This is a genomic window from Saccharothrix tamanrassetensis, assembly GCF_014203665.1.
GTDB lineage: Bacteria > Actinomycetota > Actinomycetes > Mycobacteriales > Pseudonocardiaceae > Actinosynnema > Actinosynnema tamanrassetense.
In genome coordinates, this window is record NZ_JACHJN010000003.1 from 209,724 (window position 1) to 226,539 (window position 16,816).

The window sequence follows — 16,816 nt, forward strand, 5'->3', positions numbered from 1 at the left end:
ATCGACCTGCGTCCCGCAGGCCTCTGACGCCTGCACAACCGCACTTCCTCCCGAGAAGGAACCATGTTCGCCGTTCCGGAGAACACGATCGCCCTGCCCCAGTCGCACGCCGCGCTGCACCCCGTGCGGATCGCGCTCGACATGGCGGCACGGCGGGAGCGCTGGGCCCACCTGCTGCGCTACGACCCCGACACCCGCTTCTCCGCCCTGGTCGAGAAGACGCCCGAGCAGGAGGTCTGGCTGATGGGCTGGCTGCCCGGCCAGCACACCGACCTGCACGACCACGGCCCCAGCACCGGGGCCTTCACGCTGGTCAGCGGCTCGCTGACGGAGATCGTCGCGCCCGGCCGGACCCAGGTGCTGCACCACCTGGTGGCGGGCCAGTCCCGGGTGTTCGGCCCGGACTACGTGCACCAGGTGCGCAACGACGGGCCGGACCCCGCCGTCACGATCCACGTGTACCGCGACGGCGGTCGCACCATGCGCCCGTACCGGTTCGACCCGGTGGACGGGGCTACTTCCGTCCGCTGACGTGCGCGGGGACGTCCCAGTCGCCGACCAGCGCCGGGTCGGGCTCCGGCTCGCCCCAGTGGGTGCGCAGCGGCAGCACGCCCGCCCACTTGGCGTTGGCGGCGACGTCCTCGTCCTCGTCGCCGGGCGGGCCGCTGCGGATCTTCACCGACGCCTCGGTGAGGTCCAGCGCGAGCACCGACGTGGCGGCCAGCTCCTTGGCCGTGGGCAGTCGGGCGTAGTCCCAGGAGCCGGGCGCGATGTGCTCGGTGAGCACCTGGAGCGCGTGGGTCTTCCCGGCGGGGTCGGTGACCGGCACGGCGGTGCCGTGGACGACGGCGGCGCGGTAGTTCATGGAGTGGTCGAACACCGAGCGCGCGTAGACCACGCCGTCCAGCAGCGTCACCGCCACGCACACCGGGATGCCGGTCGCCGCCTCGCGCAGGCTGCGCGCGCCCGTGGAACCGTGCAGGAACATGGTGTCGCCGTCCCGGCCGAAGCCGGTGGGCAGGACCAGCGGCGCGTCGTCGACCACCACGGCGAGGTGGCAGACCAGGGCGGCGTCGAGCACGGCGTACAGGGCGTCCCGTTCGGTCACGGCGCGATTGCGGCCGCGCTTGATGGTGCTCCGGGGCGTCGGTGACAACGTCATGACCGCAGCCTCACCGGTAAAGTGGCATTCTTCAAGTGCCAATCCCCGGCAAAGTGAGGAGGCCACTTTGACGGAGACCGCGCTGCCGGTGACCCTGGACCGCTCAGCGGCCGAGCCGTTGGCCGTGCAGCTCGCCGAGGCGTTGCGGGCGGCGGCGGCCGACGGGCGGCTGCGCAGCGGCGACCGGCTGCCGTCGACCCGCGCGCTGGCCGAGCGGCTGGGCGTGAGCCGGACCGTGACGGCAGCAGCATACGAGCAGCTGCACGCCGAGGGCTGGATCGCCGGGCGGCACGGGTCGGGCACCTACGTGACGACGACGCCGCCGGGGTCCTTGAAAGGGCGCCCGCGTCGGGTGTCCGCGCCGGAGCCGGCGGTGGACGTGATCGACTTCGCGCCCGGAGCCCCGTGGGCGGAGGGGTTGGACCGGGCGGCGTGGCGGCGGGCCTGGCGGGCGGCGGCGGACTCGCTGCCGTTGTTCCGGCCCCAGCGGGGCGGGCTGCCCGAGTACCGGGAAGTGGTGGCCGAACACCTGTTGCGGCACCGGGGGTTGGCGGTGCGGGGCGGGTTGCGCGAGGAGTCGGTGCTGGCGACCGGCGGGACCACGGCGGCGCTGGTGGAGTTGGCGTCGGCGGTGTTGCGGCCCGGCGACGTGGTCGCCGTGGAGGAGCCCGGGTACCAGCGGGCCGTGGGCGCGTTGCGGTCGGCGCGGATCAAGGTCGTGCAGGCTCCGGTGGACTCCGAGGGGTTGTTGGTCGAGGGCGTGCCGGAGGGTGTCCGGGGCGTCTACTGCTCGCCGGCGCACCAGTACCCGATGGGCGGGCGGATGTCGGCCGGCCGGCGGGTGGCGTTGGTGGAGCGCGCCCGTCGTGAGGGCTGGCTGGTGATCGAGGACGACTACGACGGCGAGCTGCGCTACGACGTGGCTCCGCTGCCGTTGTTGGCGGCGCTCGCCCCGGACGTCGTGGTGCACCTGGGCACCACGAGCAAGATCCTGACGCCGACGTTGGGCGCGGGGTGGATGGTCGCGCCCGAGCCGATCGCCGCCGAGGTGCTGGCGCACCGGGACCGGACGGGCACCAGTCCGTCGGCGGCCGGGCAGCGGGTGCTGGTGGAGCTGGCGCGGACCGGGGACCTGGGCCGGCACCTGCGGAAGCTGCGGCGGGAGCTGTCCGAGCGGCGGGCGCTGGTGGCGTCCACATTGGCCTCGGCGGGGGTCGAGGTGCTCGGGGACGACGCCGGCGCGCACGTGGTGGTCCTGCTGGGGGATGCGGCCGAGGAGCGGGAGCTGCTGGTCGCCGCCGAGGCGCGCGGGCTGAGGCTGGACGGGTTGGCCCGGCACCACGCGGGGCGGCCGAAGGTGTTCGGGGTCGCGATCGGCTACGGGGCGTGCTCGCGGGAGCAGCTGGTCGACGCCCTGCCGGTGCTGGTGGAGCTGCTGCGTCCGAGCTGAGCGCGGTTGAGCCATCCGGGTAGGGTCGGAAACCATGACTCGACGCAAGACCAAGGTCGCCGTGGTGTTCGGCGGGCGCAGCAGCGAGCACACGGTCTCCTGCCTGTCCGCCGGCAGCATCCTCCCGCACCTGGACCGCGACCGATTCGAGGTCGTGCCGGTCGGCATCACCCACGACGAGGGCCGGTGGGTGATCGGCGCGGACGACACCAGGGCGCTGGAGGTGCGCGACCGCCGGTTGCCGACGGTGAACTCGCTGGTTCCCGCGTCGGGCGGGCAACTCGTGCCGGTGGCGCCGGACGAGGTGCTGGGCGAGGTCGACGTGGTGTTCCCGGTGCTGCACGGGGCGTGGGGCGAGGACGGCACCATCCAGGGCCTGCTGGAACTGGGGTCCGTCCCGTACGTGGGGCCCGGCGTGCTGGCGTCCGCCGTGGCGATGGACAAGGAGTTCACCAAGCGGCTGCTGCACGGCGCCGGGCTGCCGGTGGGCGAGTACGTGGTGCTGCGCCGGGACCAGGAGACGCTGTCGGTGGACGACCGGGACCGGTTGGGGCTGCCGGTGTTCGTGAAGCCGGCGCGGGCGGGTTCGTCGGTCGGCATCTCGAAGGTGGCGGACTGGGCGCACCTGGACAGCGCCATCGCGCTGGCCCGCAAGACGGACCCGAAGGTGATCATCGAGGCCGCGGTGGCCGGTCGCGAGGTCGAGTGCGGGGTGCTGGAGTTCCCGGACGGTCGGGTGGAGGCCTCGGTGCCGGCCGAGCTGCGGATCGTGGGCGGGGAGGTCGACTGGTACGACTTCGACGCCAAGTACCTCGACGACGTGTGCGAGTTCGACATCCCGGCGGCGTTGGAGCCGCGGGTGGCGCAGGAGTTGCGGGCGACGGCCGTCACGGCGTTCCGGGCGTTGGACTGCCAGGGGTTGGCGCGGGTGGACTTCTTCGTCACCGACCACGACGAGCTGGTGATCAACGAGGTGAACACCATGCCGGGGTTCACGCCGATCTCGATGTACCCGCGGATGTGGGCGGAGACGGGGATCGGGTACTCGGCGTTGCTGACGACGTTGATCGAGACGGCGTTGGCCCGGGGGACCGGGTTGCGGTGACGGGGGGCCGGAGGCCACGTCCGCCTGGATCGCGCTTCCGGTGCGGAGAAAGGCGTCCTGGCCGCGGGGTCAGTTGCCCCGGGTGTCCACGGGGGTGGTGGGCAGGGTGTCGCGGACGGTCGTCGAGATGTCCTGCAGTGGCCCTGTGCCGGCGTCGGACGGGATGGTCAACGCGATGTAGGCCGGGCGGTCCACGACGTACCAGGTGGCGGTGGTGCCCTCGGTGATCTCCAGCCACTGCACGTCGGAGACGACGCGCAGGGTGGAGCCGGGGGTCAGGGCGGCCGGTCGGTCCAGGCCGCACCGCAGCACGATGGGGTCGTGGCGGGTGTCGCCCCAGGCGACGGCGCCGGGCGGGGCGGGTGCGGCCAGTTCCCGGCGCGGCAGGGTGGCTCCGTTGGAGACCAGTTGCATGGGCAGTTTGCTCTGCAGCGCCTGGCATTCCTCGCCCTCGGCCTTCGGCGCGGGTACCGGCACCAGCGCCACCGGGCCGGAACGGGCCGAGGTGGGGTCGGCCGGTTCGTCCTGCCCGCCCGTGCCCAGGAACAGGCCCACGGCCGCGACGCCTGCCGCCAGCAGTGCCGGCAGGCCTACGGCCACCGCCAGCAGCGGTCTGGGGAGCAGCGGGGTGGGTTCTGGTTCCGGTGCCACCCCGTTATGACAACACGGGGCTACAGGTGGACCACCGGGCAGGTCAGGGTTCGGGTGATGCCCTCGACGTTCTGGATGCGGGCGACCACCAGTTGGCCCAACTGGTCGACGGTGTCCGCTTCGGCGCGCACGATGACGTCGTACGGGCCGGTGACGTCTTCGGCCGTGGCCACTCCGGGGATGCCGGAGATCTCGGCCGCGACGGCGGCTGCCTTCCCGACCTCGGTCTGGATGAGGATGTATGCGTGCACCACGGCGTGCCCCTTCGTCGCGACAGGTTAGGTCGGGGTAGGAACGTGGTCAGCAACGTACCCCAGTCGGGGTTCCGAATGCTCAGAACGGGAGGCAATCTTGCGTCCGGAGCCGCCGCGGAACGCGGACACGGTCGCTGAAGTGGGTGAGTTCGGTCTCATCCGCCGGGTGACGGCAGGTCGGACGCAGCCGCCCACCACCCTGCTCGGGCCGGGTGACGACGCGGCTGTCGTGGCCGCACCCGACGGGCGGGTGGTGGTGTCCACGGACGTGCTCGTCGAGGGTGTCCACTTCAGACTCGACTGGTCGTCTCCCGAGCAGGTGGGCCGCAAGGCGGCGGCGGTGAACCTGGCCGACGTGGCGGCGATGGGCGCCATGCCCACGGCGCTGCTCATCGGCCTGGCCTGCCCGCCCGACACCCCGTCCTCCCTGGTCGAGGGCATCACCGCCGGGCTGTGGCAGGAGGCGGCCGTCGCGGGTGCCGGCGTGGTGGGCGGGGACATGGTGTCCTCCGCGACACTGGTGATCTCCGTTACCGCGCTGGGCGACATGGGCGGGTTCGAGCCGATCACCCGGTCGGGAGCCCAAGTGGGTGATGTCGTGGCCGTGTGCGGGCGGTTGGGGTGGGCCGCCGGTGGGCTGGCCGTGCTGGGACGCGGGTTCCGGTCGCCGGTGGCCGTCGTCGGGGCACAGCGGAATCCCGAACCTCCTTACGCGGCCGGGCCCCAGGCCGCCGCGGCCGGCGCGACGGCGATGATCGACGTCTCGGACGGGCTGCTGGCCGATCTCGGGCACATCGCGGACGAGTCGGGCATCGGCATCGACATCCGCACGGAGCTGCTGGAGGTCCACCCGCGACTGCTGGACGTGGCTTCCGCGCTGGGGGCCGACGCGCGGCACTGGGTGCTGACCGGAGGGGAGGACCACGCGCTGGCCGCGACGTTCCCGGAGCCGGCGGCGGTCCCCGAGGGGTGGCGCACGATCGGCACCGTGCGGCACGGCAGCGGGGTGACTGTGGACGGTCGGGCGTACGAGAAACCCCCTGGCTGGGAGCACTGGCGGTAGGTAGCCTGACCGGTGTGGAAATATGCACTCGGGCGTATGATCATCCAGACTCGGCGAAGCTGATCGCGGAGCTCCAGCAGGTGTTCGTGGTCCGCTACGGCGAGCAGGACGCCACGCCGGTCGACCCGGCGCAGTTCGCCGCGCCGCTGGGCCACTTCGTCGTCGGGTACCTGGACGGCGTGCCGGTGGCCTGCGGCGGGTGGCGGGCGCACGACGTGGCGGACGGTTCCATCCGGGTCGGCGACGCCGAGATCAAGCGCATGTACACAGCGGACTCGTTGCGGGGCAAGGGATTGGCGCGGGTCGTGCTCGCCGGGCTGGAGACGGCCGCGCGCGTCGCGGGGCGTCGGCGGATGGTGCTGGAGACCGGCCTGCGGCAGCCGGAGGCGATCGGGCTCTACGAGTCGAGTGGCTACCGCCGCATCGACAACTTCGGTGTCTACCGGCATCATCCGGAAAGCCTTTGCTACGCGAAGGATCTCTAGGACCACTGAGGAGGGTCGCGGTGGCGATCTATGCATTGGGCGACTACGAGCCCGTGATCCACGCGGACGCCTACGTGCACCCGGACGCCACGGTGATCGGAGACGTGCACATCAACGCGCACGCGTCCGTGTGGCCGCAGGCCGTGCTGCGCGGTGACTACGGGCGCATCGAGATCGGCGCGCGCACGTCCGTCCAGGACGGCACGGTCGTCCACTGCACCGAAGTGCACCCGGTGCTGATCGGCGAGGAGTGCGTCATCGGCCACAACGTGCACATCGAGGGCGCGACCATCGCCGACCGGTGCCTCATCGCGTCCGGCTCGGTGGTGCTCAACGGTTCCGTTGTGGAGACCGGCGCGATCGTCGGCGCGGGCGCGGTGGTGTCGTTCAACGGCCACGTGCCGACGCGGTCGATGGCGTTGGGCGTGCCTGCGAAGATCCGCGAGGGGTACGTCGTCCCGGACGGCGCGTGGCAGTTCGCGATCGACAAGTACGTGAACAACATCTTGACCTACCGCAAGGATCTCCGTCGTCTCGACTGAGATAAGGTCCGGCCGTGGCACGTCCGCTTGAGGAAGTCGTGGAAGCCGGCTGGGCGCAGGCACTGGCCCCGGTAGCCGATCGGATCGCCGAGATGGGCGAGTTCCTGCGCGCGGAGGTGGCCGCCGGGCGGACCTACCTGCCGGCCGGGGAGAACGTGCTGCGCGCGTTCCAGCAGCCGTTCCACGCCGTGCGCGTGCTCATCGTCGGCCAGGACCCGTACCCGACGCCGGGCCACGCGGTGGGCCTGAGCTTCTCGGTGTCGCCGGAGACCCGGCCGATCCCGAAGAGCCTGATCAACATCTACCGCGAGTACATGGACGACCTGGGCCACCCCAAGCCCTCCAACGGCGACCTGACCCCGTGGACCGAGCAGGGCGTGCTGCTGCTCAACAGGGCGCTCACCGTGCAGCCCGGCAAGTCGAACTCCCACCAGGGCAAGGGCTGGGAGGCCGTCACCGAGCAGGCGATCAAGGCGCTGGCGGCCCGCGACGAGCCGCTGGTGGCGATCCTGTGGGGGCGCAACGCCCGCAACCTCAAGCCGGTGCTCGCGCCGTTCCCGTGCGTGGAGTCGGCCCACCCGTCGCCGCTGTCGGCCGCGGCGGGCTTCTTCGGCTCGCGACCGTTCAGCAAGGCGAACGAACTCCTGGTCGCCCAGGGCGCGGCGCCGATCGACTGGAAGCTGCCGTAGCCAAATCGCCGTAGCCGGGTCGCCGTAGCCGAGTTGCCGCGGCCTGGTTGCCGCAGCCGGGTCGCGGTGGCCGGTCAGCATCGGGTGAGAGCACACGCGAAGGCCCCCGGAACCAGGTTCCGGGGGCCTTCGGCAACGCTTCGAACGCGGTCTCAGCCGCGCACCACCTTGCCCGCCTTCAGGCACGAGGTGCACACGTTCAGCCGCTGGCGCTGCGAAGAGGAGACCTTCGCGCGCACGGTCTGGATGTTCGGGTTCCACCGACGATTGGTGCGCCGGTGGGAGTGCGAGACCGACTTGCCGAAGCCCGGCCCCTTGCCACAGACGTCGCACACGGCAGCCACGTCAGCCACTCCTTAAGGTTCTTAAGCGGTACTCACGCCCCGGCGGGCGCGCAAGCGTGCACAAGCCTCAGCCGGGCATGGCAACCTGGACAGGGTAGCCAATGGCGGGCGTCCCCTCCAAACCGGGTCGAATACCCTCCTCGCCATGCAGGCTCTCGATGCGGTCGCGGTGCGCCAGTGGGCGGACGCCTGTGTCCGTTCCCTGGATGCGAACCGCGACGACATCGACCGCATCAACGTCTTCCCGGTCCCCGACGGCGACACCGGCACCAACCTCTCCCAGACCATGCGGTCGGCGCAGGACTCCCTGCTCAGGACCCCGGTGGACTCCGTCGGGCAGGCGCTGGCCGCGCTCGCGCGGGGCGCGCTGGCGGGCGCGCGGGGCAACTCGGGCGTGATCCTGTCCCAGGTGCTGCGGGGGTTGGCCGAGGCCGCGCAGGACGCCGCCACGGCCGGTGCGCAGGCGATCCGCAGGGCCCTGCACCGCGCCGACGAACTGGCCACGGCCGCCGTCTCCCGGCCGGTGCCCGGCACGGTGCTGACCGTGCTGCACGCCGCTGCGGAAGCCGCTCGCGACTGCCCGTCCGACAACCTGGACGACGTGGTCACGGCCGCCGCGAAGGCCGGTGCGCTGGCGCTGGCGGACACGCCCCGGCAGCTCGCCGTGCTGGCCGAGGCCGGTGTGGTGGACGCGGGCGCGAAGGGCCTGGTCGTGCTATTGGACACGCTGGTCGCGGTGATCACCGGCCGGCCGCTGGACGTGCCGTTCGCCGCCTCGCCGCCGCGGACCCCGGAATCGCTCACCACGGCCCGTGAGGCGGGCTCCGCCGAGTACGAGTACGAGGTCATGTACCTGCTCGACGGCGCCTCCGACACCGACCTGCTCAAGCAGCGGCTCGCCGCGTTGGGCGACTGCGTGTCGGTGGTGGGCGACGGCGCGGACCTGTGGACCGTGCACGTCCACTGCAACGACATCGGCGCGGCCGTCGAGGCCGGTATCGCGCACGGCCGCCCGCACCGGATCACGGTGGCCCGGTTCGCCGACCAGATCACCGCCCAGGCCCCCCGGTTCGTGCGCGACCGGGCGGTCGTGGTGCTGGTGGAGGGCGAGGGCGCGGCGGAGCTGTTCCGGTCCGAGGGCGCGGTGGTGGCCGAGCCGACCGACAACCCGGCGGACCTGCTCGCCGTCGTGGTGAGCACCCGCGCCCGGCACGTGACGCTGCTGCCCGGCGACCCGGACCTGCGCGAACCGCTGGAGGAGGCGGTGGCCCAGGCGGTCGCGTCCGGGCAGGACGTGGTCGTGGTGCCGACGTTCTCGCCGGTGCAGGCGCTGTCGGCGTTGGCCGTGCACGACCCCTCCAGGCGGCCGGGCGACGACGTGGTGGCGATGGCCGAGGCGGCGGCCGCGACCCGGCGGGGCGAGGTGAAGGTCTCCGAGCGGGAGGCGATCACCTGGGTGGGGCGCTGCCAACCGGGTGACCTCCTTGGCATGCTGGACGGCGAGGTCGTGTTGGTCGAGCCCGGTCCGGCGGACGTGCCGGCGTTGTCCTGCCGGCTGGTGGACCGGATGCTCGCGGGCGGAGGGGAACTGGTCACGGTGCTGCTCGGCGAGGAAGCCCCCGAAGGGCTGGACGAGGTGCTCGAGAACCACCTCAGGGTCGCCCATCCGGAGGTTGAACTGGCGGCATATCGGGGTGGACAGCCCGGCGCCGTGCTGAGCGTCGGTGTCGAGTAGTTGAATAGGCCGGGATGACGACCTTCGACGAGAAGCTGGTGTCGGTGCTCGGGAAGAAGAGCGCCGACGCGCTGGAGAGCGGCCTCGGCCTGACCACGGTGGGCGAGCTGCTGCGGCACTACCCGCGCCGGTACGACGAGCGCGGCAAGCTCACCGAGATCAAGGGCCTGGAACTGGGTGAGCACGCCACCGTGCAGGCGCGGGTGAAGAGCGCCCGGCAGCGGCGGATGAAGAGCCGCAACGGCGAGCTGCTGGAGGCGGTGATCACCGACGGCTCCTCCGACCTGCACCTGGTGTTCTTCGGGCGCGGCTCGCGCAAGGTGGAGCGGGAGCTGCTGCCCGGCCGGGAGGCCATGTTCGCGGGCAAGGTCGGCATGTTCAACGGCAAGCTCCAGCTCGCCCACCCCGACTACCAGGTGCTGGACGACGAGACGGACGACGCCGACGCCACCGGCGGCACCGTGGCGAAGTTCGCCGGCGCGTTCATCCCGGTCTACCCGGCGGCGCAGGGCATCCAGTCGTGGAACGTGTCCAACTGCGTCGAGCAGGTGCTCGCGGTGTGGGACGGCGTGGCCGAGGACCCGCTGCCGGCGGAACTGCGCGCGGAACGCGGCCTGGTGCCGTTGGAGAAGGCGCTGCGGGACATCCACCGGCCGGACGGGTGGCCCGCGATCGCGGTGGCGCAGCAGCGGCTCAAGTGGGACGAGGCGATGGCCGTGCAGCTGGCGCTGGCGCAGCGGCGCAAGTCCGCGACGGCGCGCCCGGCGCCCGCGTGCCCGCCCCGGCCGGGCCTGGTGGCCGACGCGTTCGACGCGCGGCTGCCGTTCGAGCTGACCGCCGGGCAGCAGGAGGTGGGCGAGCGGATCGCCCGCGACCTGTCCGGCGAGCACCCGATGAACCGCCTGCTGCAGGGCGAGGTCGGCTCCGGCAAGGCGCAGCCGCTGGACGCGCTGGTGCTCACGCCGGACGGCTTCATCCCGATGGGTGACATCGAGGTCGGCTCCCAGGTCATCGCCGGCGACGGCTCGCCGACCGCCGTGACCGGCGTGTTCCCGCAGGGCGAGCGCGAGGTGTTCCGGGTGGTGCTGTCCGACGGCAAGTCGGTCGAGTGCGACCTGGAGCACCTGTGGGCCACGCACGCCGGCGAGGTGGTGGCGCTGCGGGAGATCCGGGACGACCTGCTGGCCCGGGACGACCCGCGCCGCTGGCGGCTGCCGATGGTCGTGGCGCCGGACGTGGACTGCGTCGAGCTCGCGCCGGTCAAGGAGCGGCACGAGCTGTTGCAGGGACTGCTGACCACCGGCGGGTCGTGCGACGGGACGGACGTGGTGTTCCGCACCGAGTCGACGCACCTGGCCGAGTACGTGAGCGAGCTGGCGGAGTCGTTGGGCGGCACGGGGATCGTGCGCCACGGCTACGAGCAGCACGAGGTGACCGTCCGGCTGCCCGAGGAGTTCCCGCCGTTCCGGGACGCGCTGGACCGGACCGCGACGCCCGTGCGGTACGTCGAGCGGGTCGAGTTCGTCGGCGTGAAGCCGGTGCAGTGCATCTCGGTCGCGCACCCGTCGCGGCTGTACGTGACGGACCACTTCGTCGTCACGCACAACACGATGGTCGCGCTGCGCGCGATGCTCCAGGTCGTGGACGCCGGCAGGCAGGCCGCGATGCTCGCGCCGACGGAGGTCCTGGCGGCCCAGCACGCCCGGTCGCTGCGCGACCTGCTCGGCGACCTGGGCCAGGCGGGCGAGCTGGGCGGGGCGGAGCACGCGACCAGGGTGACCCTGCTGACCGGCTCGATGGCGACGGCGCAGCGCAAGAAGGCGATGCTGGAGATCGTGACCGGCGAGGCCGGCATCGTGGTCGGCACGCACGCGCTGATCCAGGACAAGGTCGAGTTCGCCGACCTGGGCCTGGTCGTCGTGGACGAACAGCACCGGTTCGGCGTCGAGCAGCGGGCGGCCCTCAGCGGACGCGCCGGCGGCTCGACGCCCCACGTGCTGGTGATGACCGCGACCCCGATCCCGCGCACCGTGGCGATGACCGTCTATGGCGACCTCGAAGTGTCCGCGCTGCGCGAGCTGCCGCAGGGCCGATCGCCGATCAGCACGTCCGTCGTGCCGATGGCGGAGAAACCGGCGTGGCTCGACCGGGCGTGGCAGCGGATCCGCGAAGAGGTGGGCAAGGGGCACCAGGTGTACGTGGTGTGCCCGCGGATCGGTGACGGCGAAGGCGAGGAGGGCACCGAGCCCCCGAAGGACGACGGCTCGGACCGCCGCCCGCCGCTGGCGGTGGTGGACGTGGCGCAACGCCTGGCCGAAGGCCCGTTGCAGGGCTTGCGGGTCGACATCCTGCACGGCCGCATGCCGCCGGACGACAAGGACGCGGTGATGCGGGCGTTCGCCGGGAACGAGGTGCAGGTCCTGGTCGCCACGACCGTGGTCGAAGTGGGCGTGAACGTCCCGAACGCGACCGTCATGGTGATCATGGACGCGGACCGCTTCGGCGTCAGCCAGCTGCACCAGCTCAGAGGTCGGGTCGGCCGCGGCAGCGCGCCGGGGCTGTGCCTGCTGGTGACCGAGATGCCCGAGGGCACGTCGACCATGGAGCGGTTGCGGGCGGTCGAGTCCACGTTGGACGGGTTCGAACTCGCGCAACTGGACCTGGAGCTGCGCCGGGAGGGCGACATCCTCGGCGCGGCGCAGTCCGGCAAGCGCTCGGGGTTGAAGATGCTGTCCCTGCTGCGCGACGAGGACGTGATCACCGAGGCGAGGCAGGTGGCGTCCCAGGTGGTCGACACCGATCCGGAGCTGGCCGAGCACCCGGGCCTGGCATCCCTGGTGGCCGGCCTGCTGGATGAGGAACGGGCGGAATACCTGGAGAAGGCCTAGATGCGCGAACCCCCGGCAGTCGACGGACGCACGGCAGTGGACGGACCCACGGCACCGACCCTTGAGCAGACCGACCTCGCCACCGAGTCGGTCGAGCCGGGCACGCTCGGGGGAACCAGGCTCGACCTCGGCGGACCGGCCGAGCCCGAGGCGGTTCGCGCCGAACCGGCCGAGCCCGTGCTGGTCGGCGCCGGGCCGACCGAGGCCGAAGTCATCCAGGCCGAACTGGCCGAGCCTGAGATCCTCGACGCCGAACTGGCCGAGCCCGAGGTGGTCCGCGCCGCGCCGGCCGAGCCCGAAGAGATCCTCGACGCCGAACTGGTCGAGCCCGAGGTGGTCCGCGCCGAACCGGCCGAGCCGGAGGCCGGCGCGGGGCCCGAAGAGTCCGCAGCCGGCACGAAGCCGGGCGAGCCCGAGGCGGGCGACTCCCCGGACGCTGCCGAGCCGCGCGAGCGGTCGGTGGTCGCGGTGAGGATGCTTGGAAGCACTGCTGCGCCTCCGGGTGCCGGGGCGCGGGACGCTGCGGTTGCCCGGGCCCGCGCCGAGGTGCGGGAGTTGATCGCCGGGCGGCCCGCGGTCCGGGACAAGGTGGTGCGGTCGCTGTTGCCGCCGTGGTTGTCGACGTTGCACCTCGGACCGCTGAAGGCGGCCGGCGGGTTCATGGTGCTGGCCGCGGGCGGCTCGATGGTGGCCAACGAGGGGGCGCCGTGGTACTTCCACCTGGTCGACGTGCTGTTGCTGGTGCTGGGCCTGGGCGCGCTGTGGTCGGTGGTGCGGGAGGTCTCGACGCGCCGGCTGGAGGCGACCCGGCTCCGGCTCCACGGGCCCGATGAGGGCGACACCATCGCCGACGCCGGGGTGCGGCTGGTGTCGCGGCCGTGGTGGCGCAACGTGGTGGGCTGGTTGTTCGACCTGGTGGTGCTCGGTCTGCCGGTGCTGGTGGCGGTGCGGGTGTGGGCGGACGGCGGGTGGTTGGCCCGGTTCGCCGCGCTGGTCGCGGTCGGGAGCGTGGTGGCCGCGTCGGTGTACATCGTGCGGTCGGCTCGGCTGGCTCCGCAGTGGCGGCGGGACTTCATGGCGTTCGAGGGGATGCAGTTGCCGCCGGTGCGGGACGGCTGGGACGTCCTGCTGCGCTGAGCGACCGGCGGCGGCTGGAGTATCGTCGCCGCACTGTGCGCCGTTTTCCGCTCGTGCTGACGTCGTTCGCGCTGGTTCCGGTTCTGCTGGCCGGGTGCTCGTCGGGTGAGTCGTCGGCTCCTGTGACGTCGTCGCCGCCCAAGGGCGACCTGGCGGTGGTGGCGGAACGCATCGACCAGCGGCGAACCGAGCTGAAGACGGCCCGGTTCCACACCGAGGGCTTCGCCTCGGACGGCGGCGCGACCGAGGTCCGCAACATCGTGGACGGCACTCTGCGTCAGGACCCCGAAGGGATGACGGGGACGATGGCGATGCAGATGTCCACGGGCGGCCAGGCCCGCAAGATGGACATGGTGATGGCCCGCGACGGTCTGTATGTGCACGTCGACGGAGCCCCCATGCCCGAGGGTAAGCGGTGGGGCTTCTACTCGCGGCAGAACAGCGGCGAGGTCGGCGCCCTGCTGCGCGGCTTCGGTCCCGGCGCGACCGTGGGGGCGGAGCTGGACTACGTGCAGCCGCGCGCGGCGCTCATCGCCGGCCGGGGCGAGGAGCAGTTGGACGGCGTGCCGACGACCCGCTACGAACTCGTGGTCGACCCGATGAAGATGGCGAAGGTCATCGAGGACCCGGACATCCAGCTCCAGCACACCCAGCTCGCCGAGTACGGCGTGAAGATCGCGGCTGCGGTGTGGGTCGACGACACCGGCGCACCGCTCAAGGCGGAGTACCGCTTCGAGCTGGACGGCAAGGTCGTCAAGCAGTCGACCACCCGGTTCACCGACTGGGGCACGCCGATCGAGGTGACCGTGCCCACCCCGGCCGAAGTCGTGCCCGCCGACCAGCTGCCGCAGTAGCGACCTGGCGGCCCGCTCGACCCGGTGACCGACCCGCGGGACCGGGGATGATCGACCTTCAGGGCCAGGGGTGACTGGCCCGCGGAGCCAGGGCTGCCGGTGCGCGCCGGCGGCCCGAGCCCGGTCAGCCCTGAAATCACCTCGCGTGTGCAGCGCCTCGTCCGGTACGGTCCCGGATTGTTTTCGCTGCTGGGAGCCCATGGGGTTCGCGCGTGGCCTTCCCGGCGGTTCCCAGGCTGAGAGCAGGTTTCGCCAATGGCATGTCGTATCAGTGAGCTGGTGCTCGGTTGCCGCGACCCCGAGGCGCTGGCGCGGTTCTGGTGCGAGGTACTGGACTTCGTCGTGCTCGATCGCGAGGACGACGGCTCGGTGGAGATCGGGCCGCGCGAAGGGTTCGGCGGTCCGCAGCCGACGATCATCCTCAGTCGCAGGGATGAGCCGGAGAGGGGGAAGTCCCGGCTGCACATCGACGTCAACGCCACCGACCGCGACCAGGACGCCGAACTCGAACGCCTGCTGGAGCTGGGCGCGCGCCCGGCCGACATCGGCCAGACGGGGGAGGAGCAGTGGCACGTCCTGGCCGACCCCGAAGGCAACGAGTTCTGCCTGCTCAAGGCGCGCCTGGACCCACTCTGACGCTCATCGTTCCCGACCGGTGAGCGGCTCGACCCGACCGACGAGTGCATGACCTGACCGATGAGCAGTGGGTCCGGCTGGAACCGTTGTTGCCCTGTGCGACAGGCTCAGAGCTGCCGGCGTCCCGGCCGCTCTGAGCCCGGTCAGTCCCGTGAGCCCCGCCCTGCGCCCGCGCCCCGTCAGCCTGTGCGGGGCTATAGCCGGTGCGTCCCGTCAGCCGGCGCGGTGCGGTGCGGGAGTCGGTGCGGGGCGGGGGTTGGTGCGGGGCGGGAGTCGGTGCGGGGCGGAGCCGGTCAGTTGCGGGGCAGGGGGAGCTGCTTGGTGGGCTGCTCGGACTCCCGGACCTCTTCGGAGGCCGGTTCGGCTTCCGCGTCCAAGGGCTTGAGAGCGGTCATGGCCTGGCTGACGGCGGCTTGGGCTTCGGCGAACTTCTCGGACAAGGTCCGGTGCGCGCTGTGCAGCTCGGTGAGCTTCTGGTCGGCGGCGGCGGTGCGGCGGTCCGCGTGGGCGTCCGCTTCGGTGATGGTCTTGTCGGCCTTCGCCTTGGCCTCGGCGACGGTCTTCTCGGCCAGAGCGTTCGCCTCGGTGACGGTCTTGTCCGCGGTGGCCTTGGCGTCCGCGACCGTCTTCTCGGCGAGCGTGTTCGCGTCGGTGACCGTCTTGTCGGCCTGGGCCTTGGCCTCGGCGGTGGTCTTCTCGGCGAACGCCTTGGCGTCCGCCACCGTCTTCTCGGCTTCGGCGGTGGCTTCGGCGGTGGTCTTCTCGGCGTAGGCGTTCGCGTCCGCCACCGCCTTCTCGGCCTTGCCCAGCGCCTCGTGCTCCAGCTCGGCGATCTGCTTCGCCGACTCGGCGCGCAGGGCACCGACCTCGGTGCGGGCCTCTTCGAGCAGGCGCGCGGCCTCGGCCTTGGCCTCGACGACGTGCGCCTCGTGCTCCTTGCGGAGCGTCGTGCGCAGCTCGTCGTACTCCTTGTCCAACTCGTCGTGGTAGCCCTTGTACTTCGCGTCCAGCTCCACCCGGCGGGCGTCCAGGGCGGCGCTCTTGGCGTCGTGGTCGGCCGCGAGGCGCTCGCGCTCGGCCCGAGCCTCGGCCATCAGCGACTCGTGCTCGGCGTTCAGCTTGGTGCGCAGCTCCTCGTGCGAGCGCTCCAGCTCGTTGAGCCGGTCCTGGTACTGCTTCTCCAGCTCGGCCGTGCGCTGCTGGTGAGTGGCGTCCAGCTCGGCGGCGCGCTGCTGGTGCGAGGCCTCCAGCTGCTTGCGGCGCTCTTCGAGCTCGCCCATCGCGCGCTGGTGGTTGGCCCGACCCTCGGCGGCGAACCGCTCGGCTTCGGCGCGGGTGGCGTTGGCCTGGTCGATCGCCCCCTTGCGGATGTCGGCGATCTCCTCCTCGGCCAGCGTCATCATCACGCGCACACGCTCGGTGACGTTCGTGGCACTGACCGGGCTGTTGGCGAGGTTGCCGAGTTGGGCCTTGACCTTGTCCAGCTCGGCGCGGGTGGTGCCGAGGAGCTTGCTCAGCTCGGCCACCTGGGACGCGGCGGCGTCGCGTGATCTGTTGGAGTTCTTGAGGTCGTACTCCAGACGTGTCACGCGCTCGTTGACCTGTCGCTGGTTGTACCCGCGCAGAACAACGTCGAAATGGGTGCGGGCAGCAGGCTGCCCAGTCCCTTCAGCCCCGGCCATATGTCCAACCCTACCGAGAAGTCGACACCGTCTGTCACCCGATACAGCGAACGCACTGTAACGGCTCGGTGATCGAGCGCTCACAAAGCCGACACAGCCGCCCTGTCCGTGGTGGTTATCCGACGTTCACCATCGGCCA

17 protein-coding genes are annotated in these 16,816 nt (G+C 72.1%); 12 read left to right on the forward strand and 5 right to left on the reverse strand.

Annotation, left to right across the window (positions count from 1 at the left end):
* Positions 1-63: 63 nt before the first annotated feature.
* Positions 64-531 carry a cysteine dioxygenase gene (locus FHS29_RS10050; RefSeq protein WP_184690299.1) on the forward strand — a complete coding sequence of 156 codons (468 nt, stop codon included), beginning with the start codon at positions 64-66 and terminating at the stop codon, positions 529-531.
* Here FHS29_RS10050 and FHS29_RS10055 read toward each other — a convergent pair.
* Positions 515-1,162, reverse strand: coding sequence for a pyridoxamine 5'-phosphate oxidase family protein (locus tag FHS29_RS10055; RefSeq protein ID WP_184690300.1), 648 nt, complete (start codon positions 1,160-1,162; stop codon positions 515-517). The genes FHS29_RS10050 and FHS29_RS10055 overlap by 17 nt on opposite strands.
* A gap of 67 nt (positions 1,163-1,229) precedes the next feature.
* Between FHS29_RS10055 and pdxR the strand changes: the two genes are divergently transcribed.
* Positions 1,230-2,612 carry a MocR-like pyridoxine biosynthesis transcription factor PdxR gene (pdxR, locus tag FHS29_RS10060; RefSeq protein WP_246440160.1) on the forward strand — a complete coding sequence of 461 codons (1,383 nt, stop codon included), beginning with the start codon at positions 1,230-1,232 and terminating at the stop codon, positions 2,610-2,612.
* Between the two features lie 34 nt (positions 2,613-2,646).
* A complete protein-coding gene (locus FHS29_RS10065) occupies positions 2,647-3,717 on the forward strand; it encodes a D-alanine--D-alanine ligase family protein (protein ID WP_184690302.1) in 1,071 nt (356 codons plus the stop codon).
* Between the two features lie 69 nt (positions 3,718-3,786).
* Here the strand turns inward: FHS29_RS10065 and FHS29_RS10070 are convergent, their stop codons facing one another.
* Both FHS29_RS10070 and FHS29_RS10075 read right to left on the reverse strand, forming a co-directional pair.
* Positions 3,787-4,368 carry a DUF3515 domain-containing protein gene (locus FHS29_RS10070; RefSeq protein WP_184690303.1) on the reverse strand — a complete coding sequence of 194 codons (582 nt, stop codon included), beginning with the start codon at positions 4,366-4,368 and terminating at the stop codon, positions 3,787-3,789.
* Between the two features lie 20 nt (positions 4,369-4,388).
* A complete protein-coding gene (locus FHS29_RS10075) occupies positions 4,389-4,622 on the reverse strand; it encodes an Lrp/AsnC family transcriptional regulator (RefSeq protein ID WP_015104517.1) in 234 nt (77 codons plus the stop codon).
* A 97-nt stretch (positions 4,623-4,719) separates the two neighbouring features.
* Here FHS29_RS10075 and FHS29_RS10080 point away from each other — a divergent pair, with 97 nt between their 5' ends.
* Genes FHS29_RS10080 through FHS29_RS10095 form a run of 4 tightly spaced genes read left to right on the forward strand, consistent with a single transcriptional unit; the run spans position 4,720 to position 7,401 of the window.
* Complete coding sequence (locus FHS29_RS10080; protein WP_184690304.1) at positions 4,720-5,685, forward strand: thiamine-phosphate kinase; 966 nt, start codon at positions 4,720-4,722, stop codon at positions 5,683-5,685.
* Between the two features lie 14 nt (positions 5,686-5,699).
* Positions 5,700-6,170 (forward strand): GNAT family N-acetyltransferase, encoded by a 471-nt coding sequence (locus FHS29_RS10085; RefSeq protein WP_184690305.1) that lies wholly within the window; start codon positions 5,700-5,702, stop codon positions 6,168-6,170.
* Between the two features lie 20 nt (positions 6,171-6,190).
* Positions 6,191-6,712, forward strand: a complete 522-nt coding sequence (locus FHS29_RS10090) for a gamma carbonic anhydrase family protein (protein ID WP_184690306.1) — start codon at positions 6,191-6,193, stop codon at positions 6,710-6,712.
* A gap of 14 nt (positions 6,713-6,726) precedes the next feature.
* Positions 6,727-7,401 carry a uracil-DNA glycosylase gene (locus FHS29_RS10095; protein WP_184690307.1) on the forward strand — a complete coding sequence of 225 codons (675 nt, stop codon included), beginning with the start codon at positions 6,727-6,729 and terminating at the stop codon, positions 7,399-7,401.
* Positions 7,402-7,553: 152 nt separating this feature from the next.
* Here the strand turns inward: FHS29_RS10095 and rpmB are convergent, their stop codons facing one another.
* Positions 7,554-7,745: a 50S ribosomal protein L28 gene (rpmB, locus tag FHS29_RS10100; RefSeq protein ID WP_015804671.1), complete on the reverse strand. Its 192-nt coding sequence runs from the start codon at positions 7,743-7,745 to the stop codon at positions 7,554-7,556.
* 145 nt (positions 7,746-7,890) lie between these two features.
* Here rpmB and FHS29_RS10105 point away from each other — a divergent pair, with 145 nt between their 5' ends.
* The 5 genes from FHS29_RS10105 to FHS29_RS10125 all read left to right on the forward strand — a co-directional run bounded on the left by FHS29_RS10105 (position 7,891) and on the right by FHS29_RS10125 (position 14,995).
* A complete protein-coding gene (locus FHS29_RS10105; protein ID WP_184690308.1) occupies positions 7,891-9,480 on the forward strand; it encodes a fatty acid kinase ATP-binding subunit FakA in 1,590 nt (529 codons plus the stop codon).
* Positions 9,481-9,494: 14 nt separating this feature from the next.
* The gene (locus FHS29_RS10110; protein WP_184690309.1) at positions 9,495-12,368 is read left to right on the forward strand and encodes a helicase-related protein; all 2,874 of its coding nucleotides are present in this window, start codon (positions 9,495-9,497) and stop codon (positions 12,366-12,368) included.
* Between the two features lie 36 nt (positions 12,369-12,404).
* The gene (locus tag FHS29_RS10115; protein WP_184690310.1) at positions 12,405-13,505 is read left to right on the forward strand and encodes a hypothetical protein; all 1,101 of its coding nucleotides are present in this window, start codon (positions 12,405-12,407) and stop codon (positions 13,503-13,505) included.
* 35 nt (positions 13,506-13,540) lie between these two features.
* Positions 13,541-14,359, forward strand: coding sequence for an SCO4651 family lipoprotein (locus tag FHS29_RS10120; protein WP_184690311.1), 819 nt, complete (start codon positions 13,541-13,543; stop codon positions 14,357-14,359).
* Positions 14,360-14,614: 255 nt separating this feature from the next.
* The gene (locus FHS29_RS10125) at positions 14,615-14,995 is read left to right on the forward strand and encodes a VOC family protein (RefSeq protein WP_184690312.1); all 381 of its coding nucleotides are present in this window, start codon (positions 14,615-14,617) and stop codon (positions 14,993-14,995) included.
* 293 nt (positions 14,996-15,288) lie between these two features.
* Here the strand turns inward: FHS29_RS10125 and FHS29_RS10130 are convergent, their stop codons facing one another.
* Positions 15,289-16,584 carry a hypothetical protein gene (locus FHS29_RS10130; RefSeq protein WP_312864851.1) on the reverse strand — a complete coding sequence of 432 codons (1,296 nt, stop codon included), beginning with the start codon at positions 16,582-16,584 and terminating at the stop codon, positions 15,289-15,291.
* Between the last annotated feature and the right edge of the window lie 232 nt (positions 16,585-16,816).